The 22,433-nt window shown below is 66.1% G+C and carries 22 protein-coding genes; 18 read left to right on the plus strand and 4 right to left on the minus strand.

From position 1 onward, the window contains the following. The first annotated feature begins 139 nt into the window (after positions 1-139). The 12 genes from H7F35_RS23985 to H7F35_RS24040 all read left to right on the plus strand — a co-directional run bounded on the left by H7F35_RS23985 (position 140) and on the right by H7F35_RS24040 (position 13,118). Positions 140-1,699, plus strand: a complete 1,560-nt coding sequence (locus tag H7F35_RS23985; protein WP_187109057.1) for a serine hydrolase domain-containing protein — start codon at positions 140-142, stop codon at positions 1,697-1,699. A 30-nt stretch (positions 1,700-1,729) separates the two neighbouring features. Further along, entirely contained in the window at positions 1,730-2,377 is a 648-nt protein-coding gene (locus H7F35_RS23990; RefSeq protein WP_187109058.1) for a response regulator transcription factor, read from the plus strand. Between the two features lie 180 nt (positions 2,378-2,557). After that, on the plus strand, positions 2,558-4,756 hold the full coding sequence (locus H7F35_RS23995; RefSeq protein WP_187109059.1) for a hypothetical protein: 2,199 nt from the start codon (positions 2,558-2,560) through the stop codon (positions 4,754-4,756). A gap of 181 nt (positions 4,757-4,937) precedes the next feature. Then, positions 4,938-5,474, plus strand: a complete 537-nt coding sequence (locus H7F35_RS24000; RefSeq protein ID WP_187109060.1) for a hypothetical protein — start codon at positions 4,938-4,940, stop codon at positions 5,472-5,474. A 284-nt stretch (positions 5,475-5,758) separates the two neighbouring features. Further along, positions 5,759-6,790: an ABC transporter substrate-binding protein gene (locus H7F35_RS24005; protein ID WP_187109061.1), complete on the plus strand. Its 1,032-nt coding sequence runs from the start codon at positions 5,759-5,761 to the stop codon at positions 6,788-6,790. Positions 6,791-6,794: 4 nt separating this feature from the next. Next, a complete protein-coding gene (locus H7F35_RS24010) occupies positions 6,795-7,598 on the plus strand; it encodes an ABC transporter ATP-binding protein (RefSeq protein ID WP_187109062.1) in 804 nt (267 codons plus the stop codon). A gap of 10 nt (positions 7,599-7,608) precedes the next feature. Then, entirely contained in the window at positions 7,609-8,457 is an 849-nt protein-coding gene (locus tag H7F35_RS24015; RefSeq protein ID WP_187109063.1) for an ABC transporter permease, read from the plus strand. Positions 8,458-8,509: 52 nt separating this feature from the next. Beyond that, positions 8,510-9,892, plus strand: a complete 1,383-nt coding sequence (locus H7F35_RS24020; protein WP_187109064.1) for an FAD-dependent oxidoreductase — start codon at positions 8,510-8,512, stop codon at positions 9,890-9,892. Beyond that, positions 9,889-11,055 carry a CaiB/BaiF CoA transferase family protein gene (locus H7F35_RS24025; RefSeq protein WP_187109065.1) on the plus strand — a complete coding sequence of 389 codons (1,167 nt, stop codon included), beginning with the start codon at positions 9,889-9,891 and terminating at the stop codon, positions 11,053-11,055. Before H7F35_RS24020 ends, H7F35_RS24025 begins: the two co-directional genes overlap by 4 nt. Next, positions 11,052-11,828, plus strand: coding sequence for an enoyl-CoA hydratase-related protein (locus H7F35_RS24030; protein WP_187109066.1), 777 nt, complete (start codon positions 11,052-11,054; stop codon positions 11,826-11,828). The genes H7F35_RS24025 and H7F35_RS24030 overlap by 4 nt, the downstream gene beginning before the upstream one ends. Before the next feature lie 18 nt (positions 11,829-11,846). Further along, a complete protein-coding gene (gene fdxA, locus H7F35_RS24035; protein WP_187109067.1) occupies positions 11,847-12,176 on the plus strand; it encodes a ferredoxin in 330 nt (109 codons plus the stop codon). A 27-nt stretch (positions 12,177-12,203) separates the two neighbouring features. Next, on the plus strand, positions 12,204-13,118 hold the full coding sequence (locus tag H7F35_RS24040; protein WP_187109068.1) for a LysR family transcriptional regulator: 915 nt from the start codon (positions 12,204-12,206) through the stop codon (positions 13,116-13,118). A gap of 25 nt (positions 13,119-13,143) precedes the next feature. Here the strand turns inward: H7F35_RS24040 and H7F35_RS24045 are convergent, their stop codons facing one another. Beyond that, the gene (locus tag H7F35_RS24045; protein WP_187109069.1) at positions 13,144-13,557 is read right to left on the minus strand and encodes a hypothetical protein; all 414 of its coding nucleotides are present in this window, start codon (positions 13,555-13,557) and stop codon (positions 13,144-13,146) included. Positions 13,558-13,638: 81 nt separating this feature from the next. On the opposite strand from H7F35_RS24045, the gene H7F35_RS24050 reads away from it, so the two are divergent. The 6 genes from H7F35_RS24050 to H7F35_RS24075 all read left to right on the plus strand — a co-directional run bounded on the left by H7F35_RS24050 (position 13,639) and on the right by H7F35_RS24075 (position 20,341). Continuing rightward, a complete protein-coding gene (locus tag H7F35_RS24050) occupies positions 13,639-14,481 on the plus strand; it encodes a MurR/RpiR family transcriptional regulator (protein WP_187109070.1) in 843 nt (280 codons plus the stop codon). Positions 14,482-14,828: 347 nt separating this feature from the next. Beyond that, a complete protein-coding gene (locus H7F35_RS24055; protein ID WP_187109071.1) occupies positions 14,829-16,283 on the plus strand; it encodes an MFS transporter in 1,455 nt (484 codons plus the stop codon). Between the two features lie 20 nt (positions 16,284-16,303). Continuing rightward, a complete protein-coding gene (locus tag H7F35_RS24060; RefSeq protein ID WP_187109072.1) occupies positions 16,304-16,966 on the plus strand; it encodes an aspartate/glutamate racemase family protein in 663 nt (220 codons plus the stop codon). 36 nt (positions 16,967-17,002) lie between these two features. Next, entirely contained in the window at positions 17,003-18,316 is a 1,314-nt protein-coding gene (locus H7F35_RS24065) for an MFS transporter (RefSeq protein WP_261803330.1), read from the plus strand. Positions 18,317-18,413: 97 nt separating this feature from the next. Further along, positions 18,414-19,331, plus strand: a complete 918-nt coding sequence (locus H7F35_RS24070) for a hypothetical protein (protein WP_187109074.1) — start codon at positions 18,414-18,416, stop codon at positions 19,329-19,331. Then, positions 19,328-20,341: a hypothetical protein gene (locus H7F35_RS24075; RefSeq protein WP_187109075.1), complete on the plus strand. Its 1,014-nt coding sequence runs from the start codon at positions 19,328-19,330 to the stop codon at positions 20,339-20,341. Before H7F35_RS24070 ends, H7F35_RS24075 begins: the two co-directional genes overlap by 4 nt. Here the strand turns inward: H7F35_RS24075 and H7F35_RS24080 are convergent. The 3 genes from H7F35_RS24080 to H7F35_RS24090 all read right to left on the minus strand — a co-directional run bounded on the left by H7F35_RS24080 (position 20,313) and on the right by H7F35_RS24090 (position 22,411). Further along, the gene (locus H7F35_RS24080; RefSeq protein WP_187109076.1) at positions 20,313-20,915 is read right to left on the minus strand and encodes a nucleotidyltransferase family protein; all 603 of its coding nucleotides are present in this window, start codon (positions 20,913-20,915) and stop codon (positions 20,313-20,315) included. The genes H7F35_RS24075 and H7F35_RS24080 overlap by 29 nt on opposite strands. 75 nt (positions 20,916-20,990) lie before the next feature. Then, positions 20,991-21,449, minus strand: coding sequence for a RidA family protein (locus H7F35_RS24085; RefSeq protein ID WP_187109077.1), 459 nt, complete (start codon positions 21,447-21,449; stop codon positions 20,991-20,993). Further along, a complete protein-coding gene (locus tag H7F35_RS24090) occupies positions 21,446-22,411 on the minus strand; it encodes a transglutaminase N-terminal domain-containing protein (protein WP_187109078.1) in 966 nt (321 codons plus the stop codon). Before H7F35_RS24090 ends, H7F35_RS24085 begins: the two co-directional genes overlap by 4 nt. Positions 22,412-22,433 lie beyond the last annotated feature (22 nt).

Raw genomic sequence — 22,433 nt, forward strand, 5'->3', positions numbered from 1 at the left:
TCTGGTCGAAGGTACTCATTGCGGGGTGCCGGCACGCAGGGGCGACCGGGTTTTCTCTGCGATTGCCGACAGGCGATTGACAGCTATCGGCGCGAAACTGTGTGAGGCTTACGGCCCGCAAGAGACAACACCAAGAACCATGCAAGAAACAACCCCCTCCATTCCTCACATCTCGCGCCGCGGCCTGTTGCGCCTTTCACTCGGCGGCACGGCCATGGCTTCCATACCCGGCATCGGCTGGGCTGCCGTGGGCGCTGCGGCACCTGTCTTCGCGGACGGCCTGCCGCGCAGCCGGCCGGAGGCGCAGGGCATTTCGTCCGCCTCGATCCTTGCCTTTCTCGACGATGCCGAGCGTGGCGCGTTCGAGCTGCACAGCTTCATGCTGTGGCGCAACGGCCATGTGGTGGCCGAAGGCTGGTGGGACCCATACAAGCCCGAGCGCCGCCACATGACGCATTCGCTCACCAAGAGCGTGACCGTGTGTGCGGTCGGCATGGCCATTGCCGATGGCAAGTTCGGCCTCGACGACAAGGTGGTGTCGTTCTTTCCCGAGCACCTGCCGGCCACCGTCAGCGCCAACCTCGCGGCGATGGCGGTGCGCGACCTGCTGACCATGCGCACCGGTCACGAGTCGATGGTGTCGGGCTCGGTGTGGCGGCCGATCCGCACGAGCTGGATCGCCGAGTTCTTCAAGATCCCGGTGGTCTACACGCCGGGCAGCAGGTTCGTCTACACCAGCGCTGCGACCTACATGCTGTCGGCCATCGTGACCAAGACCACCGGGCAATCGACGGCCGACTACCTCAAGCCGCGCATGTTCGATCCCATGGGCATCACCGGCTATGAATGGGACGTGGGCCCCGAGGGCATCTCGCCCGGCGCCAACGGCCTGAGCTGGAAGACGGTCGACTCACTCAAGCTCGGCATCCTGCATGCGCAGAACGGGCAGTGGAACGGCCGGCAGATCCTCACGAAAGAGTGGGTGGATTCGGTGCACGCGCCGCACACCAAGGACAAGTACGGCTACCAGTGGTGGCTGGGCCCGAACGGCGCGTACAACGCTGACGGGTTGTTCGGCCAGTACTCGGTCGTCTTCCCCGAGCAGAACGCGGTGCTGGCGCTCAACTCGGCACTGCCGCCCAAGGCGGGCTTCAACGCGGGCGTTCTGTACAAGCACTTTCCCGCAGCGTTCGGTGGCGCCGTGGCCGCCAGCGAGAAAGACTACGCCGCGCTGAAGACACGCACGCGCACGCTGCAACTGCAGCCGCCCATGAGGCCGAGTGCATCGCCCGTCGCCGCGAACGTCTCGGGCCAGCGCTTCGACTTTCCCGAGAACCCGGAGAAGGTCAAGTCGATGCGGCTGGACTTCACGCCCGAGGCCTGCACTTTCACGATGGAAGACGAGCGCGGCACGCACAAGGTACAGGTCGGTTTGCGCAAGCCCTTCGAGGGCGACACCACCATCACCGGCAACAAGCTGCACCACGAGTACCAGCCCGAGGTCATGCGCGTGGTGGCCAGCGGCGAGTGGCGCGACGAGCGCACCTTCGTCATGACATGGACCTTCGTCGAGTCGGCCTTCCGCGACACGGTGGTGTGTCGCTTTGCGGGGCCCCACTTGCGCTTCGATCGCAGCGTGAACGTCAACTCCAGCGCGACCGAGTTGCCCACGCTCAACGGAACCCGCGCCAAAACCTGAGCGCGCGGCCTTTGGAGACAGAATCGGAGGATGCCCTCCACGATTCTGTTGATCGACGACCACGCGATGTTTCGCGAAGGCCTGTTCCTTGCCTTGCGCGAGGCAGAGCCTTCGATGCAGATAGCAACCGCCAGCAGCGGCAGCGAAGCATTGGAGGCGCTGTCGACGCTGCCCCGGCTCGACGCCGTGATGACCGACTACTACCTGCCCGACCTGGGCGGTGCCGCGTTGGTCAAGCAACTGCACCGGCGCCGGGGCGGCCTGCGCATCCTGGTGCTGTCGGCTTCCGAAGATCCGCACGACATCGAGACCGCGCTCGAAGCGGGCGCGCATGGCTTTGTCCACAAGTCGGCCGACAGCCAGCAGTTGCTGCAGGCGCTGCGCCGCGTGATCGCCGGCGAGCAGAACGTGGTGCAGGCGTCGCCGCAGAGTGCTTCGCCGATGCCCGTGCTGTCGGCGCCGGCCGACATCCTCAGCCAGCTCACGTCGCGCCAGACCGAGGTGCTGCACCTGCTGTGCGAAGGCTTGCGCAATGCACAGATCGCCGAGCGGCTGGAGACGACCGAGAAGACAGTCAAGGCGCACATCTCCGCGATCTTTGCCGCGCTGGGCGTGTCCAACCGCACGCAGGCAGCGATGGCGGCGCGCCGCGCCGGGTTGCTGGGCAAGCCGCGCTGAGCTGTCTCTCTGGCGCTGTCTGTTAGTGCCAATGCCTTAGATTGACAAGGCAGGGGGCGCCACCTAGTCTGCCCTCGCCATCCAGAAGAGCAGTCAACGGCAGCCGCGGGAGGAGAGCCATGCGCGCGGCACGGCCCATCACGATCTGCAGTGATGCGATGGAAAAAATCGGAGGGATCGATGACACGCACATTCCTGCGCAACCTGATGGCTGCGCTGCTCTTCTTCGCATCGTTGTGCAGCCACGCGCAACTGAGTTGGAAGCCCGGCAATCCCGGCGGCGGTGGCGCTTTCAATTCGCCCGTGGTCACCAGCGAAGGCTACTGGGCAGTGGGCTCCGATCTCGGTGGCCTCTACCTGAGCACCGACACCGGCACCAGCTGGAAGGCGGTCGGTTCGAGCAGCGGACTGACCGTGACCCACATCGCTTCGATCGCAGCCCACCCTGCAGGCAAGCTGCTGGTGGGCACCGACGGCGGCCTCTTTGTCGGCAACAGCAACGGCACCGGCTTCAGCCAGAAATACAGCAGCGGCTACATCGCTGCCATTGCGGTGTCGGCCAATCCGAACATCGTGTATGCCGTGGTGCATCCGCAGTGGAACAGCCTGCAGCCCTATGTGATCCGCTCCACCAATGCGGGCGAAACCTGGAGCCCGACCAACTCGAACCTGCCGGCCAATCTGCGCGTGACAGGCCTGCGCACGCACCCGGTCGATGCCAACGGCGTCTGGGTGATCAGCGGCAAGGGACGCTTTCCCGATCAGGTGGAAAGCAGCGTGGTCTACCAGGCCCATTTCTCGACCGACGGCGGCACGACCTTCGTCCGGCGCGATCCGCAACAGGGCAAGCTGGTCGACATCGCCTACGGCCTGGACCCGCAGAACCTGAACCTGATGTACGCCACGGTGGTGCAGACAGGCAACGTGGGCAAGGTCTACAAGTCGCTCGAAACCGGCTTCTCATGGACCAACATCACGCCCGGTGCGCAGGCGCCTTCGGGCATCATCCTGGCGGACCCTTCCAACCCGGGCCGGGTGCGGATCGTCGATCTCGACAACCAGGCCTTGCGTCCGCCGCAAACCTACGGCAGCTTCCTGTGGGAGAGCGCCAATGCCGGCGCGACCTGGACCCGGCGAACCTTGAGCGTGAGCGGCGGATGGTCGCAAAGCGACGAGGCCTGGGGCATGGGCTACAGCTACCAGGGCATGGGGCAGACCATCGGCTACAACCCGGCGACCCCGAACACCGTGCTGTGGACGAACAACCAGTTCCTCTTCAGCAGCAGCGACGGCGCAAAGAACTGGAGCGACGGCGTCTCCACGGCGGTCGGCAACAACTGGCGCTCGCGGGGCATCGACAACGTCGTGCCGATCGTCGTCGAGCAAAGCCTTGCGGACCCCAACCTGGTGTATGCCGGGTACATGGACATCGGCCTGTGGCGCTCGGACGATGGCGGCAACAGCTGGGCCAGCCTGAACGCCGCGCAATACACCGGTGGATGGAGCGGCAAGGGCGGCAACACCCTGAGCGTGGTGGCAGACCCGAGCCGTGCCAACGTGGTGTGGGCGCAGTTGGGCGGCAACCTGGAGAACTGCGGCACGCCCTGCGCGGAGCCGATGTACCTGCTCAAGAGCACGGACCGTGGCGCGAACTGGCAGCGCATCACGCAGGGGTTGCCCGACCCCATCAAGCGCCTCGAAGGGCTGACGGTGGCACCCGACAGCGCCGTCAACTTCCGATGGGTCTACGCCGCCGTCAATGGCGACATCTACCTGAGCCAGGACGACGGCAACTCGTGGGCGGTGGCGCTGAGCTGCCCCAACAAGGATTGCTTCAGGGTTTACTACACCGCAACCAACGGCGTCTTCGCCTTGTCGGCCGGCGCTGTCTATCGTTCGTGGCAGGGCGGGCAGGTCAACACATGGCAGCAGTTGGCGCTTCCCGCCGCCATGACGGCCGGCTGGGAGACCAGCGCACAGGGCACGCACTGGCTGCACAACGCATGGACCTACAGCGGCCCGATGGACCTGGCCAGCAAGGACAACAACGTCTGGATGGCCGTCAATGGCAGCGGCAAGGGCCTGTACCAGTCGGCGGACTACGGCCAGAGCTGGGCCCGCGTACAGGCCAGCAACTGGGCCAGAACGGTCACGGTGCATCCGACCAGCGGGCGCGTCTACCTCGGCAGTTCGAGCGCGGTGCATGCCGGCGGCTATGCGGCGGACAGCCTGGGCGTGCTCACCAGCGCGAACGGTGCTTCGGGCTGGACGGCACAGAACCATGGATTGGCCTATACCTTCGGTCTTTACGCAAGGGTCTCCCCCAGCGGCACGCTGTGGCTGGCTTCGCCGGGGCAGGGCGTGATGAAGTGGCGCTGAAAGATGACGTGCGCGTGACATAGCGCGGGAAGACGTTTCCCGGTGTTTCATCACCGCCGGATTCCACCTGCCGCCTTTACCCCCGGTTCACTTCCCGGACAAATTGCAAGGCGCCGGCCGTGGCTCAATTCGCCATCGGCCGGGCAGATTCGTGCGGCCGTCGTCAATCAACGTTCTGCCTATGCACATCTTCTCGGACGCGACGATCTTCACGCAGTTGCGCTTCTGGGCACTGGTGCTCTGCTCGCTGGTGCTGCCCGCTGCGATCTTCGTCACGCTGTTCGTTCGGCGCGAGTTCTCTAAAGTCACCGTGCTGGCCTTCGGCCTGCTGCTGATCCTGCTGGCGGGCTTGGACATCTTCCTGTTGCGAGCGCTAGCAATCACGGCGCAGGCCACGCCCTCGCTGGCGGACGACATTGTTTTTTCTTCCGAACTGTCGATCGCGCTCTACATTTTTCCGGCGGCCTTCGGCACCTTCGGTCTCAACATGGTTTCGCATGTGCTCATGCACTACCTGAAGCGCAAGGAAGCGCTGTTCGAAGCGCACCAGATTCCGCCGTTGCCGCCAAAGCCCGCTGCGCAAGTGCGCGTGGCGCGTGAACGTGTGCGCGATGGCTCACCCGGCCTGCGCCAGCGCCGTGTCTCGGCGACACCGCGCGTTTCGGCGCGGCAGGGTGCCCGCCCCGCGACCGGCCTTCGTTCGCCAGCAGGCGGGTGATCGTCGCGCGCGGCCGCGCGCAGCCACTTCTCATCTCCACGCACCAGCCGGGACCTATCGTTTTCCCGATGCTGGTGCACGCCTGTGCGCCACGCGCACCACGGTGTCATTGGGAGACACGCAAGGAGAACTATTTTTTAGTTCGCCCGTTGCGAAAAACGGTGCTTGGTGCGCTCGCCCCGCACTCCTAGCATTCGCCTCGCTGGCCTTCGGTGTCTCGCACCACAGGCCGGCGCACAAGCCGAATGACTCCACCTCATCGCATCGAAGAAAAGGAATCCGCCATGGCCAACCTCCGGGACCCCGGTCGCCGAAGTCTCCTGAAGACGTCCCTCATCGCCGGCGGACTTTCCGCAGGTGGCCTGCTGTCCGTCGATGCCTTCGCACAGGGCAAGGCGCGCATCAACATGCAGCTGGGCTGGATCGTCGGCGGCAACCAGATCGGCGAGGTGGTCGCCAAGCGCATGGGCTTCTACGAGCAGGAGGGCATCGACTTCGCGATCCAGCCGGGCGGCCCCAACATCGATGGCGTGGCGATCATCGCCTCGGGTCGCTACGAGGTGGGGCAGGTGTCTTCGAGCCCGTCGATCATGCTGGCGGTGTCGCAGGGCCTACCGATCAAGTGTTTTGCCATCGGTGCGCAGAAGCACCCCTACACCTACTTCTCGCTCGCGAAGAATCCGGTGCGCAAGCCGGCCGACCTGGTGGGCAAGCGCGTGGGCATTCCGTCGACGGCGGCCATCCTGCTGCGCGCGCTGCTGGCGAAGAACAAGATCGCCGAGAAGGATGTCAAGGTCATCTCCATCGGCGCGGACATGTCGCCGCTGCTGACGGGGCAGGTCGACGTGGTCACGGGCTGGCTCACCAACACCACCGCGATCAAGGTGCTGGGCCCCGACATCGCCTCGCTCACGCAGTGGGATGCGGGCGTGCGCCTGTACGCGCTGCCTTATTACGCATCGACCAAGACGCTGGAGACGCAGCCCAAGGTCATCGAGGCCTTCCTGCGCGCCACGGCCAAGGGCTGGCACTACGTGCGCGCCAACCGCGACCAGTCGGTGGACATGCTGGTCAAGGAGTACCCGAACCTCAAGCGCGAGGATGAACGCGTCGCCGTCGACGTGATGCTCGAGTACGCCTTCGGTGGCATGGCGCAGACCCAGGGCTGGGGCGCGATGGACCCGGCCGTGTGGCAGGAGCAGATCACCACCTATGCGGACCTGGGCCAGTTCACCGCACGCACGCCGAAGGTCGAGGACGTGATCTCGCTCGATGCGCTCAAGGCCACCGCAGCCGCACGTGCAGTGAAGGCCTGACGCGATGGCCGCCGTTCTCAACGCGCCACCCGCATCCGCGCCCGCTGCACCAGCGATTGCCTGCCGCGACATCGGTGTGCGCTTCTTCACCGAGCGCCGCGACGTCACCGCCATCGGCAGCCTCGATCTCGACGTGGCGCAGGGCGAGTTCCTGACCTTGCTCGGCCCGTCGGGCTGCGGCAAGTCGACCTTCCTGCGCGTGGTGGCGGACCTGCTGCAGCCCAGCCGTGGCCGCATCGAGGTGCTGTCGTCCACGCCGCAGGCCGCGCGCAAGAACCGCGACATCGGTTTCGTGTTCCAGGATGCGGCGTTGCTGCCCTGGCGCACCGCCCTGCAGAACGTGGAGCTGCCGCTGCAGGTCGGCGGTGGTGCCAGCCGCAAGGGCCGCCGTTCGCCGCGGGAACTGCTCGAACTGGTGGGCCTGAAGGACCGGCTGAATGCCTTCCCGCACGAGATGTCGGGCGGCCAGCGCCAGCGCGTGTCGATTGCCCGCGCGCTCGCCAGCGACCCGAAGATTTTGCTGATGGACGAGCCCTTCGGTGCGCTCGACGAGATCACGCGCGACCGGCTCAACGAAGAAATCCTGCGCGTGTGGCGCGAGACCGGCGTGACGATTCTCTTCGTCACCCACAGCATCCACGAGGCCGCCTTCCTGGGCCAGCGCGTGCTGATGCTCGCCGCCAACCCGGGGCGCGTGCGCGAGATCGTGCCGGTCGAGCTGCCGCGCGAGCGCACGCTGGAGATGCGCGAGACCCCCGAATTCGTTCGCCTCACGAGCCATCTGCGCCGTGTGCTGGAAACCTGCTGAGGCCGATGCCATGAACACCCGCTCCCTCGATTCCGCAGTGTCCGGCGCCTTCGCCGCACCGGCCGACCCCGAATACCTCGCATGGGCCGCCGCGCGGCAACGACGCCTGTGGCGCCGCCGCATATTGCCGGCGCTCGGTATCGGCGGCCTGGTCTTTTTGTGGTGGGCCGTGATCGTCGTGTTCGACGTCAAGCCCTTCATCGCACCCACGCCCTGGGCCGTGCTGGAGACGCTCTACGCCAAACGCGACGTGCTGCTCGACAACCTGCTGCCCACCGCAATGGAGGCTGCTGGCGGCTTCGTGCTGGGCAACCTCGCGGCCATCGCCGTGGCGACGGTCTTCGTGCACAACAAGACGCTGCAGGACATCTTCTTTCCGGTGGTGCTGATGTTCAACGCCGTGCCGCTGGTGGCCAAGGCCCCGGTGCTGGTGCTCATCATGGGCAACGGCATGGAGCCGAAGATCACCATTGCCGCGCTGGTCTGCTTCTTCCCGACGCTGGTGAACATGGTGCGCGGGCTGGAGTCGGTCAACCCGCAGGCGATGGAACTGATGCGCGTGCTGTCGGCGAGCAAGACCGAGATCTTCTTTCGGCTGCGCTTGCTGAATGCGTTGCCCTACCTGTTCTCGGCCCTGCGCATTGCTGCATCGATGTGTGTCATCGGCGCAGTGGTGGGCGAGTGGGTGGGTGCCACGGTGGGCATCGGCGCCATGATTCTGCAAGCCACCTTCAACTTCGATTCGCCGCTGCTCTACGCCGCGATCGTCATGAGCGCCACGCTCTCGGGCCTGTTCTTCCTGCTGGTGACGCTGGCCGAACGCTGGGTCATCCGATGGCAACCGGAAGCTGCGCCGTGATCCATCGGGCGCATTTCAAACGCACATCCAAACAATTCAACAGGAGAGTTCTATGAGCCGTATTGGCGACTGGATGCAGGAGCCCGCGCACGACGTGCGCGTGGCAGCCGAATCGGACGTGGTGGTGGTCGGTGGCGGCCCCGCGGGGCAGGCCGCGGCCCTGGCCGCCGCGCGCAACGGCGCGAGCGTGACGCTGCTGGAGCGCTACAACCACCTGGGCGGCCTGGCCTCGGGCGGCATGGTGCTGGTGCTGGACGACATGTGGGACAGCCATCAGCAGGAGATTTCGGTGCGCGGCATCTGCCTCGAAATGATCGAGCGCATGTCGGCACTGGGCCTGGCCGAGTACCCGCGTCAGCAGGACTGGGGCACGCTGCCCGATTCGGTGCGCCGCTGGAAGCGCTGGGGTACCTACGACTTTCACAGCAAGGAGAAGCCGCATCCCATCTGCTTTGCCGCCGCCTTCGACCCCGATGCGTGGAAGCGCACCTCGCTCGAAATGGTGCAGCAGGCCGGCATCGAACTGCGGCTGCACTCGTGGTTCTCGCGCACGCTGGTGGAAGACGGCAAGGTCAAGGGCGTGGTCTGCGAAACCAAGGGCGGCCGCGAAGCCATCCTGGGCAAGGTGGTGATCGACGCCACCGGCGACCTCGACGTGGCCGCCTCGGCCGGCGCGCCGCACATCAGCGGCAGCTACATCGTGACGACCGTGTTCCGCCTCGGTGCCGTAGACACGGAAGAAGCCGAGCGCTTCGAGCGCGAAGAGCCCGTGGCCTGGCAGGCGCTGGACCGCGAGATCAAGCACATGCTCGGCGGCGCCTGGGATGCCTGGTGGCTCAAGACGCCGCTGCCTGGCGTGGTGTGGTGCAACTGCCCGCACATGCCGGGTCTTGACGGCCTGAAGGTGAGCGACCTCACGCGCGCCGAAGTGCAGGGCCGCGCCACCATCCACAAGGTGATCGATTTCGTGCGCGCCAGGCTGCCGGGTTTCTCGAAGTGCACGCTGATCGACATGGCGCCGCAGACCGGCATCCGCCAGACCCGCCTGCTCGAAGGCGCCTATGTGATGACCAAGGAAGACGTGGCGCAGCGCACCCGTTTCGACGACAGCGTGGCGCGCGGGCGCGACTACTACTACCCGTACCGCACGCTGCTGCCGCGCAGCGTCGAGAACCTGCTGGTGGCCGGCCGCCACTATTCGGCCACCTCGGCTGCGCAGAAGATCTCGCGCGAGATCCCGCCCTGCATGGCGATGGGCGAGGCCACCGGCACGGCCGCCGCGCTGGCGTTGAATGCAGGCGTGTCAGTGCGCGATGTCGATGTGGCGAAGCTGCAAAAGACGCTGCGCGCACAGGGCGCCGACCCGGGCGACCAGAAGGGGCCGAACGCCGACGTGCCCGCCATCGCCCGTTCGTTCGTGAAGGAGGCCGCATGAGCAGCGCCAACGCATTGCCGCTGGACGGCATCCGCGTGATCGACTTCACGCAGGTCATGATGGGCCCGGTCTGCACGCAGATGCTGGCCGACCACGGCGCCGACGTCATCAAGATCGAGCGCAAGGGCGCGGGCGACCTGAGCCGTTCGACCTTTGCGCCGGTGGCAGGCAATGACAACCCGATCTTCTGCAGCCTGAACCGCAACAAGCGCAGCGTGGAAATCGATCTGCGCGATGCGGAGCAGATGGAGCTGGTGAAGGCGCTCATCGCCGGTGCCGACGTGGTCACCAACAACTTCCGCGCCGGCGTGATGGAGCGGCTGGGCCTGGGTTACGAAGACTGCAAGCGCCTGAACCCGCGCATCATCTACGCGGTGGGCACCGGCTTCGGCGAGACCGGCCCCTACGCCCACAAGGGCGGGCAGGACGTGCTGGCGCAGGCGCTCACCGGTGTGATGGCGCGCCGCGCCGATGCCTCGGTGCCGGTGTCGATCTACCCGACCGCGCTGGCCGACTACACCGCCGGCATGCACATGGTGCAGGGCATCCTGCTGGCGCTGCTGCAGCGCGAGCGCACGGGTGAAGGCCAGAAGATCGCTGTATCGCTCTACAACTCCATGCTCGCGATGCAGATGCAGGAAGCGGCCATGGTGATGATGGAAGACTCCGAAGTGAACTGGGCCGCGATGCCGCTGTCGGGCGTGTTCGACACGCAGACCGGGCCGCTGGTGCTGGTGGGCGCGTTCAAGGCGAATCCGCTGCGCGACATCTGCACGGCGCTGGGCATCGATGACCTGTCGCTCGATGCGCGTTTCTCCAGCATGGCGGTGCAGTTCGCGAACAAGGTGGAACTGCACGCGATCTTCCGCGAGCGCTTTACGAGCAACACGCGCGACCATTGGCTGACGCGGCTCGAAGAGCAAGACCTGCTTTCGGCCCCCGTGCGCGACATGCGCGAGGCTCTGGTCGATCCGCAGACCCTGCACAACGCGATGATTCTCGAAGGTGATTCTTCGTCGAGCCGGCCGCTGAAATTCATCGCCAGCCCGATCCAGATGTCGGGCGCCAAGGCCGGCCTGCGGCGTGAGCCGCCCAAGCTGGGGCAGCACACCGAAGAAGTGCTGGCCGAGGCGCGCGCGCTGATCGAAGAGGCCGATGCATGAGCGTCCTTTATGAAGTCATCGACCACGTCGCCACGGTCACCATCGACCGGCCCGAGGTGTTGAATGCGGTGGACCTGCCGACCGAGGCTGAACTGCAGCGCATCTGGACCGACATCGAATCGCGCGACGACATCCGCGCGGTGGTGCTCACCGGCGCGGGCGAACGCTCGTTCTGCGCGGGCGCCGACCTGAAGAACACCTCGAACCTCAAGGGCGTGGAGTACTGGGCCGCAGCGCGCCCCGGTGGCTTCGGCGGCATCGCATTGCGCGAGACGCTCGACGCGCCGGTGATCGCCCGCGTCAACGGCCTGGCGCTCGGCGGCGGTTTCGAGATGGTGCTGGGCTGCGACATCGTCGTGGCCTGCGAAGAGGCCAGCTTCGGTCTGCCCGAGCCGCTGGTGGGTCGCCTGCCGCTGGACGGCGGCATGCTGCTGCTGCAACGGCAGATTCCGTACCGCCAGGCCATGGGCATGATGCTCACCGGCCAACGCGTGAAGGCGCAGCGCGCGCTGGAGATGGGCCTTGTCAACGAGGTGGTGCCACGCGCCGAACTCGACACCGCCGTCCACCGCTGGGTGCAGCAGATGCTGGCCTGCGCGCCGCTCTCGCTCAAGGCCATCAAGCAGGTGGTGCGCCGCACCGGCACGCTCGCGCCGGCAGAGGCGCACCGCATGCGGTTGCCGGCGCTGGTGGCCGCGCTGCAGTCCGAAGACGCGAACGAAGGCGTGCTGGCGTTCCAGCAGAAGCGCAAGCCGCAGTGGCTGGGCCGCTAGGCGCCCGCCCTTCATGCCATGGCCTACGTCATCACCGGCGCCTGCATCGACATCAAGGACGGCGCCTGCGTCAAGTGCTGTCCGGTCGATTGCATCTACGAAGGCGAGCGCACTCTGTACATTCACCCGGATGAATGCATCGACTGCGGCGTTTGCGTGTCCGCCTGCCCCACGCAGGCCATCTACGAAGACCTTCGGCTGCCGCCCGAAATGGAACACTTCGCGGCCATCAACCGCGAGTTCTTCGCGGCCAACGTCAGCGGGCTCGGTTCGCCCGGTGGCGCCGACGCGAAGCGCATCGCCTGCGACCATCCGGCCATTGCTGCGACGCCGCATATGGCTGGTTGAGCAGGTGGCAGAGGGGAGGGCCGGCTGATGCACGCCAGCATCCTCAAGTACTTCATTGAAGTCGCCAGTTGCGGCTCGGTGCGCAAGGCCTCCGAACGGCTCTATGTTGCGGCCAGCGCCGTCAACCGGCAGATCCACAAGCTGGAAGACGAACTGGGTGTGGAGCTGTTCGACCGCATGCCCAACGGCCTGCGGCTCAATGCGGCCGGCGAGCGCCTGCTCAAGCACGCGCAGGAAACGCTGCATCAATACCAGGTGATGCGCACCGAACTGGATGCGCTCAAGGGCGAGCGCACCGGCCATGTGAAGGTGGCGGCGATGGACTCCTTCTTCGAGGACCTGCTGCCCTCGGCGGTGGAAGACTTTTTGCAGGTGTTCCCGGCCGTCACGTACACCATCACCGCCGTGCAGCCGATGGATGTGGCGCAGATGGTGATGTCGGGGCAGGTCGACGTGGGCATGACCTTCGTGAGCCGGCTGCCGGGCGGCGTGGCCGCTGTGGCGCTGGCGAATCTGCCGATCGGCGTGGTGATGCCGCCTGGCCATCCGCTCGCAAAGCAGGCCAGTGTGTCGCTGAAGGAATGTGCGCGCTATCCCTTCTTACGCTCCAGCTCGCACCCGGTCATCAGTGCGGCGCTGTCGCCCGAGTTCGCCGCGTTCTGGGACGACATGGAGCCGGCCGCCACCTGCAATTCAACGCCGATGCTCAAGCGGCTGATCATGGCGGGCAAGGGCATTTCGTGCTTCTCGAAGATCGCCTTCATCGAAGACCTGAAGCGCGGCGACCTGATCTGGCGGCCCTTCGAGCTGCCCGCGCTCGACCAGTTGCAGGTGGGCATCGTGGTGCCGTCGCAGCGGGTGCTGCCGCATGTCACGCAGAATTTTGTCGGGCGCATGGCGCGGCGGCTGACCCAACTGGAGATCGCTGCCGCTGCCGTGTGACCGTGCCGGCGCGAGCGGCTTTGCTCTATTCGCCTTCCAGGATGCCGACGGTCCGGCACAGCGCCTCGGTCAGGAGGACGGTGTCGCGGCCGGCTTTTTGGCTCGAGACCACGAAGGCGTTGCTGTCGTTGAAGAGGCGATAGGCCATGAGCGTCTGCGGGGCCAGTGGCTTGCCCGTCTGCCGTGCCTCTTCAGCGAGCGCCTGACGGAATGTGAGCAGGCGCGTGTCCGGGTGCTGCTTGCGCGAGGCCTCGAAGACCTCGTGCGGCGTCGCGCGGTTCGTCAGCGATGGGAAGACTTCGCGCAACTCCGCGAGCGGCACGCAGCCCGATTCGTGGCTCATGATGAACCACGTCGGTTCTGCCGCATGGCTCTCCATCGCATGCGCTGCAACGAACAGGGTGGCCAGGGCGACGAAAGTGCGGGATGCTGCGATCAAGGCCGGGATCTCCAGGGAAGGGGCGGAAGGCGCATTCTGCTGCGGGCGGGCATGGCATCATCGTGCGCCTCTCCCACCCGCATGCCCATGTCCGCAGATTCCTTCGTCCGCCGCGTCCGCAGCCAGCTCGACCAGTTGTCCGCAACCGAGCGGCAGCTTGCCGATTTCGTGCTGGAGTTTCCGGGCGAGCTGGCCAGCTATGCGGGCAACGAACTGGCGGAGCTGGCGGGGGTGTCGCCATCGACGGTGAGCCGCTTCATCCGTCGCATCGGCTACGAGAACTACGAAGAGGCCCGGCGCCAGGTTCGCGAGGAAAAGCAGACCGGCTCGCCGCTGTTCCAGAACGCGACCGAGGCGTCCAAGCGCGGCCGCCTGGTCGCCACGCATTTCCAGCAGTCGCAGGCCAACCTGGCCAGCACCTTCGACCGGCTCAACGACAGGCAGATGGCCGGCATCGTCAAGGCGATCATCGGCGCGGGACAGGTGCTGATCTTCGGCAGCCGCAGCAGCCATGCCTTCGCGCTCTACCTGCGCTGGCAGATCGTGCAGGTGGTGCCGCGCGTCACCGCGATTCCCGGGCCGGGCGAGACGCTGGCCGAACACTTGGTGGGATTGACCGCGCGCGACTGCGTGATCGTTTTCGGCACGCGCCGCCAGACGCGGCAGATGGACATCCTGCTTGCTGGCGCCAGCAAGGCCGGGGCGAAGATCGTCTACATCAGCGACAAGGCCTCGCCGGATTTCGCCGGTGCCACCTGGTCGCTGCAATGTGATTGCCGGGGGCCGGGGCTTCTGGACAATCACACGGCCGTGATGGGCATCTGCGACCTGATCGCCACGATGGTGATCGAGGCCTCGGGCTCTGCCGGGCGCAAGCGGCTGGCCGCGATTGAACTCGGGCACGAGGAAAACGGCGAGTTCTGATCGGCGCGATCCCGGCCGGATCTCGTTGAAAAAGCGCACGACGACGGTGCGTATCCGCCCGACCAAGGTGCATGCGTACGGGCTGCCGCGCACCGCAGATGCGAAGGGTCCGTGACGGCCTTTCCACGCTTTCCTCTCTGAACAGTGCCGCGCGGCACCGGGTTTCCGGTCGTTGCGAAAAACCGGGCATGTCACTTGCATGGGGTTGCTCAATTCTGAAATCTAGATTTCACAAAATCAAACTAGGTGAAATCTATATGTCAGTCCATCGGAGTCGTCGATAGCATCCGAGGCGATTCCAGACAGCACCGAGCAAAGCACTTCATTCCTTTCCCAAGGGGTTTCCAATGGCTGGACCTGCACTTTCTTCCGGGCCCGACTCGCCCCGGGTTGCCGAGCTCGATCGGGCGCTCGACAAGATCGGCGTCACGCGATCGCATCACACGATCATCTTTCTGATCCTCATCGGCTGCCTGTTCGACAGCTTCGAGCAGAACGCGGTGGGCATCGTGGGGCCGATGCTGCGCGAGCAGTGGGGGCTGAGCGCTTCCGACATCGGCTTGCTGAACACCGTCACCTTTGCCTGCGCGGCCGTGGGGCGGATCATCTCGGGCTTCATCGCCGACCGCTACGGCCGGCGCGTGATGCTGTCTATCGATCTGCTGTTGTTCACCCTTGGCGCAGGCATCTGTGCGATGGCGCCCAACCTTGCGGTGATGGCGCTGGGCCGTGCGGTCGTCGGCTTCGGGCTGGGCGGCGAGATCGCGATTGCCGTCACCATGCTGGCCGAGTTCTGCTCGACCAAGTTCCGCGGCACCGCGGTCGGGCTGGTGAACGTCGGCGCCGGTGGGCTCGGCAACTTCCTTGCGCCGGGTTTCGGCCTGCTGGTGTTCTGGATGTTCCCGGGCGACAACGCATGGCGCTGGCTGTTCGCCTGCCTGATGGTGCCGGCGCTGCTCGGTGCCTTCTATCGCCGCTACATCCCCGAGACGCCGCGCTTTCTGCTGTCGCAGGGCAAGGTGAAGGAAGTCAACGCGGTGTTGTCGCGGCTGGCGTCGGGCCGCCTTTCGGCGAAGAGCGTGCCGCAGCATCAGTACATCACCGACGACGGGCTTGCTGCGCCGAATGCCCGCGTCAAGGTGCGCGTGACCGAGATATTTCGCGGTGCGCTGGCACGGCGGACTGTTCCGCTGTGCATCACGATCTGGATGACTTACGGCGCGCAGATTTCGGTGCTCACGCTGATGCCGACCATTCTTGTCACGCTGGGCTACAGCATGTCGAAGAGCCTGCTCTTCACGATGGTGATGCAGGGCGGCAGCCTGCTGGGGGCCATCGCGGCCTCGTTGCTGGGCTTTCACTTTCCGCGCAAGCGCGTGCTGACGGCCGGTGCCGTGTGCGCCTGCCTTGCGGCGCTGACCATCGGCTTCGCGGCCAAGAGCATCGTGGTGATATTGATTGCGGGCGCGGTGTTCCAGTTCTTCGTGCTGCTGCTCAACACGACCATCTGGATCTTCGCGCCCGAGCTGTACCCGACCCGGGTGCGCGCCTTCGGCACGGCCTTCATCCTTGCCACCGGCACGGCCGCAGGCGCGCTGATGCCGCTGGTGGCTGGCCGCCTCTTCGATGCCTTCGGCCTGGTCGGCGTGTTCAGCCTGGCGGCCGGCATGTACGCGGTCTTCGTGGTCAGCGTGCAGAGCGTGCCCGAGACCTACGGCCAGTCACCCGATGCACTGCCGCTGCCGGGTGAAACCCCCGGCGATGACACGGCCCCGGCCACGAAGATCGTGCAGCCGGGTTGAATTTCCAGAGAGTCCCACGCATGCAAGAAATCCTGCTCATCAACCCCAACTCTTCGTCGGCGACCACCGCCATGATGGTGAAGATCGCCAACAGCGAAGCACCGGCCGGCTGTCGCGTGACCGGTGTTACCGCAGCCGGCGGCCCGACCATGATCGTCAATGAACACGAGCTGGATGCGGCGGCCACGGAGGTCCTGAAGGCGTGGCGTTCCGCAGGCGGGCGATGGGATGGCGTGATCGTCAGCGCCTTCGGCGATCCGGGCATCGAGTGGCTGCGCCGTGAAGCGAGCGTGCCGGTGGTCGGCATCGCCGAAGCATCGATGCTCGTGGCCAGCGAGGGCCGTCGCCGCTTCGGCATTGCCACGGTCACGCCCGAGCTGGTGTCGCCCATCGAGGGTCGCGCGGCCGCGCTGGGACTGCGCGATCTCTACACGGGCATCCGCCTGACGCAAGGCGACCCGCGCGCGTTGGCGGCCGATCCGCAGGCGCTGGAAGAAGCGCTGGCACAGGCCGTGCAACGCTGCATCGACGAAGACGGCGCCCAGGCGGTGATCATCGGCGGCGGTCCGCTCGGGCAGGCTGCATTGGCACTCGCCTCGCGCTTCGATGTGCCGGTGATCGCGCCGATCTCGGCCGCCATGCGACTGCTGTGTTCGCGGCTCGCAGCAACCCGAGGAGCATGAGGAATGAGCACTGTGGTCTTGCCTCCAGCGTCAGACATGTCCGTGGACACCCTCGCGGAACGCGACCTGACTTTCAGGCGCATCGTCTGGCGCCTGATTCCCTTTCTCACGCTGGTCTGGTTCCTGGCGTGGATCGACCGGGTCAACGTCGGCTTCGCGAAGCTCACGATGATGAGCGACCTGCAATGGTCCGACGCCGTCTACGGCGCGGGTGCGGGCGTGTTCTTCATCGGCTACTTTTTCTTCGAGGTGCCCAGCAACGTCCTGCTGCAGAAGTTCGGCGCCAAGAAAACCATCATGCGAATCACCATCGGTTGGGGCGTGGTGTGCGTGTTGATGGCCTTGGTGAAGACGCCGCTGCAGTTCTATGTGTTGCGCTTCCTGATGGGCGCCTTCGAGGCAGGTCTGCAGCCCGGCGTGATCCTGTACCTGACGTACTGGCTGCCGGCGCACCGGCGCGGCAAGGCGCTCGCATTCCTCCTGTCGGCCTCGGCCCTGTCGTTGATGCTCGGCAGTCCGATCGCGGCCTACCTGATGGAAACGCTGAGCGGTGCGGGCGGCTATCGCGGCTGGCAGTGGTTGTTCGTGCTCGAGGGCATTCCGTCCATCCTGGCGGGCTTCGCGGCCTACTTCATCCTGAGCGATTCGCCGGCCAAGGCGCGCTGGCTGAGCGCGCGGCAGAAGGCGCATGTCGAAAGCGAACTGGCCGCGGAAGCGAAAGGCCTGGGCAGCCGCGAGCACAGCTTTTTCGCGTCAATGCGCAATGCCCAGTTGTGGGTGTTGACGCTCATCTTCTTTTGCATCGTCGCGGGCAATGCCACGCTGGTGTACTACGGCCCGAGCATCGTGCGCGAGGTCGGCGTGACCGACATCAAGACGCTCGGCTGGATCATGGCCGGCATCTACGCCTGCGGCTGGGCGGGCATGATCGGCAACGGCTACCTGTCGGACCGGCGCAAGGAAGTGAAGTGGCACACGGCCATTGCGGCGGCGCTCGGCGCGCTGGGTCTGCTGCTCACGGCCTACTTTCTGGGGCAGAAAAACATGGTCGGCGTGATCGTGTCGCTGGCGCTGTCGTCGGCGGGCACGATGGGCTCGATTCCGATCTACTGGCAGATCCCGAGCCGCTATCTCTCGGCCACCGCGCTGGTGGTCGGGCTGGCTTTCATCAATTCGGTGGCGAACCTTGCGGGGTACTTTTCGCCGCAGTTGCTCGGCTATCTCAAGACCAGCACGGGGCAGTACGCGCAGGGCCTGACGGTCATCGCGCTCGTGGAGTTCGTGGCGACCGTGCTGATCTTGCTGTTCGTGTCGCGCGAGAAGGCGCGCAGCCCGGCGCCTGCGCGATGAAACGATGAACGCTTGCGTAGTGCGCGCCTCCTAGAATCCAGGCCCGCGCACGCCCGGCACAACACGGGCGAGCGCATCGTTCATCTCATTTCTCTGCATGCCTTTTTTCCGACTTCGCTCCGCTTCTCCCACTTTCCTGGCTCTTCTTCTCTCCTCCACCATCGGCGCAACGGCTCCCGCCTTCGCCGCCGATGTCGTCCTGACGCTGAACACCGACCGCGTGCAGGAAGCCACCCAAGCCCCCGCCCTCGATCGCGCCGTGACCCGCTTCACCGGCATGGCGTCCGGCTCCTACTACTGGCCCGAAGGCTTGCTGGCCGAACAACTGATCGAGGGCTTGTCCTCGCGCCATGACCGCAAGGCCCAGGCATTGCCGGGCGGCTTGCAGTTGGTGTCGTCGTACCGGCGGCCTTATGGCGGCAGCGAGCGCGCGGCCGTGTTGGTCGACAGCCGCAGCGGCGATGTGCTGGCTGCGGCACTGGTGCACCGCCAATGCGGCAAGGACTCGTCGTCCACCGGCTGCCTGGACGATCAGCACGCGGTGCTCTCGGTTTTTCTGCGTCCCGGTTTCGATCGGGCCAAGGCGCAGCCGCTGATGGCATGGAGCCGTGAGGTACCCGAAACCCTGCAGTTCGGCGAGGGCGAGAAGATCGCGACGACCGAGTACGCCACGCTGGATGCCGCGCACACCGCCGCACGTCCCGTCGAACGGCCCACGGGCTTCTCGACCGACGTGCCGCTGTACCCGAAGTCGCAGATCTACCGCACCGCTCAGGACGCGCTGAGCGACGCCAAGGCCAGGCGCGTGCTGCGCCTGCAGACGACCGACAGCATGGAACAGGTGCTGGCCTTCTACAAGAAGCTGTCGCCACCGCTCGAGGAGATGGAGTCGAACCTGGATGCGCGCTCCGGCTATGTCGCGGGCACCCGCAAGGGGGTGGCCTTTTCCGTCGGCGTGAAGCACGGGCGGGACATGCTGGCGATCACGAACATCGAAGTGGAGATTTCCGAATGAATGCGCTGATTCCGAAAACCATCGCGTCGCTGCTGTTCGCTTGCGCCTTGGGCGCTCATGCGCAGGGCACGCAAGCTGCGGCCCCGGGCCCTGTCACGACCGAGGTGCCCGCGCCACCGCTGCGATTGAGCGAGCAGCCCCGGATACGAAGCGCCGTGGTCGCCATGGTCGGCTACGCGCGCGGCAGCTACACCGAGCCCGATGCGCTGATTGCGCAGCAGGTGCTCGAAGGCATGCGCTCCAGGCACGACATCACGCGCACCGTCTGGCCCGATGGCCGCAAGGTCATTGCTTCCGTCAACGGCGGTGACCACGGCGAAGAGCGCGCCGCGATGTTGCTCGACGCCGAAGGCCGGCTGCTGGCGCTGGGGCTGGTCAACGGCCATTGCCGCGCGCCTGAGAGCCGCGACAAGCCCAAGGCGTGCAACCCCGCGCCGCAGACCGTGCTGTCGATCTTCCAGGCTGCTGGTGCGAAACAGGCAGATGCGGAACCGCTGATCGTGTGGGGCAAGACGCTGCCGGCATTCCTCGCAGCCATGGCCGACAGCGACGATCCGGCGAAGGCGGCGGACGCGCAGAAGATCGCGAGCGTCGAATACATCGCCGGCCAGCCGGATGTGGCGGGCTGGCGCATTGAGCAATTGCCTGCGGGCTTTCCGGCCTCGCTGCGGCCTTTGCTGCTGCAGACGGCCGAAGTGAACAGCACGGCGAGCGCCGGCAAGATCGTGTTGCCCAAGGGCCTTGCCGGCATGCCGATGCGCACGGACTACGAACGGTCCCAGCGCAACGAGCCCCAGTTACCCGATGCCGAAGTGACGCTGCGCAGCTACGCCGAACTCGACACCTTGGTCGGCACTTACCGCGAACTGGCGAAGGGCGCGAGCTTGGAAGAAGGCAGGCGCGAAACCGTGTTCAACGGCACCGATGGCGCGGGCCGCTACAGCATCCGCTTGCATGATGCGAAGGAAACCGGCGTGTTCATCACGGTGTCGAGCTGGAAGCGGAAGTAGCCGTAGCCGCTTCTGGCGGCACGATCTGCAGCCACGGCCATCGTGCCTGGTAGTCGCCGGCCTTCTTGAGAAAGAGCTCACGCATCGGAAGCAGCGGGTTCATGCGCAGGATGCCTGCTTCCAGATCGTCCAGTCCGTCGGGCGCGTAGAGCGAGCCGTCGGCCAGGTCGATGCCCACGCGCGTGCATGAGATCAGGTAGCGGTCGATTCCGTCGCGCGCAGAACCGAGCCGGGGGTAGGGCGACTTGAAGCGCTGTTCGTACCAGAGGTGCACGCGCGCCTGGTTCTTGACCTCCACGCTCACGCCCAAGTCGGCCACCGCTTTCTGCACGCGCTGGATCACGGCGTCTTCGGCGTCCCACGACAGGTCCGAGTCGTCGAAATAGAAGACGTCGTAGTCTTTCACGCCCCAGCCGGGAGGCTTGTCTGAAAGGCGGTTCCACGTCGCCTGGAACAGGCAGCCGGCGGTCAGGAAGCCCTGGCGAAGCCCGAGGCCGGGCAAGCGTGAAAGCAGTGCAGCGTTGACAGGGTCTTGCATGGCTTGCTCGATCAAGCCGGTAGGTGTCAATGGCATGTTGTCGATGCAATGCAAAGAGGCCTGACGACCATTGCCGTCAGGCCTCGAATGCGGATGTGCGAAAGAAGCGGATCAGCCGACTTCGGCGATCAGTTCGATCTCGACGCAGGCGCCCATCGGGATCTGCGCCACGCCGAAGGCGCTGCGTGCATGCGCGCCCTTTTCGGGGCCGAAGACTTCGGCGAAGAACTCGCTCGCGCCGTTGGTCACCAGATGCTGTTCGGTGAAGGTGCCGACCGAGTTGACCAGGCTCATCACCTTGACGATGCGCGTGACCTTGTTCAGGTCGCCCACGGCCGCGTGCAGCGTGCCCAGCAGGTCGATGGCGATGGCGCGTGCGGCCTGCTTGCCTTCTTCGGTGCTGATGTTGGCGCCGAGCTGGCCGGTCCAGACCTTGCCGTCCTTCTTGGCGATGTGGCCGGACAGAAACACGAGGTTGCCGGTGCGCGCGAAAGGCACATAGGCGGCCGCGGGGGCGGAGACGGGCGGCAGGGTGATGCCGAGGCTGGAAAGTTTGTCGTAAACGCTCATGGAGATTCCTTGTCTTGGGATTGCGATTGTGTCCGGGTTTGGGGCAGCGCCTCGATCACTTCCCCCACTGGCTGCACGGTCACGCCGACCCGCAGCGTGTGGCGTGCGCCGCCGTGTAGTACGCCGCGCATCGGCGAGACGTCGGAGTAGTCGCGGCCGATGGCGAGCGTGACGTAGTCTTCGCCCGGCTGGCGGCCGTTGGTGGGGTCGAAGTCGGCCCATCCGCCCACGCCACCGGGGCCGTCGCCTTCGCCGGGCAGGTACACCGACACCCAGGCGTGCGAGGCATCGGCGCCCACCAGCCGCGGCTGGCCGGGTGGTGGCTGCGTCAGCAGGTAGCCGCTCACGTAGCGCGCGGGCAGGCCCATGGTGCGAAAGCACGCGATCATGATGTGGGCGAAGTCCTGGCACACTCCCTTGCGCTGCGCCAGCGCTTCGACGGCGGGCGTGTTGATCTCGGTGCTGTCGGCGTCGTAGGCGAAGTCGCCGTACATGCGCTCGGTGAGGTCCATCGCCACGTCGAAGGTGGGGCGTCCCGGCACGAAGCTGGCGCGCGCGTAGGCCGTGAAGTCGTCGTGGCGCGGCACGTAGGGCGAGGGAAAGACGAACTCGGAGGCCGCGTCGAAGGTGGCGTCCTTGCGAAAGCGAAAGCGCTCGCGCACGGCCTCCCAGGGCAGTTCGCGCGCGACAGCCGGCGACAGCACCGGCGTCGAGGTCTCGACCACGCTTTCGGCCGTGACCACGAGCCTGTCGTGCGTGGCTTCGAGCGCGAAGAAGGCGCGCGTGTTGCCGTACAGGTCGGGCAGCTCGCTGCGCTGCGCGGGCGGCGGATCGATCGCGAGCTTGTGGCTCACCAGCCGCTGCGAGTCCGTGGCCAGCGGCTTCAGGTGCGCGAGGTGCTGCGCCGTCTCGACCGGCGGCGCGTACTCGTAGCGGGTTTCGTGGGTGACGTGAAGCAGCATCGCGCAGGCCGGTGGATGGGGA

Origin of the sequence: Variovorax sp. PAMC26660 (genome assembly GCF_014302995.1) — a bacterium.
In the GTDB taxonomy this organism is placed as follows: Bacteria; Pseudomonadota; Gammaproteobacteria; order Burkholderiales; family Burkholderiaceae_C; genus Variovorax.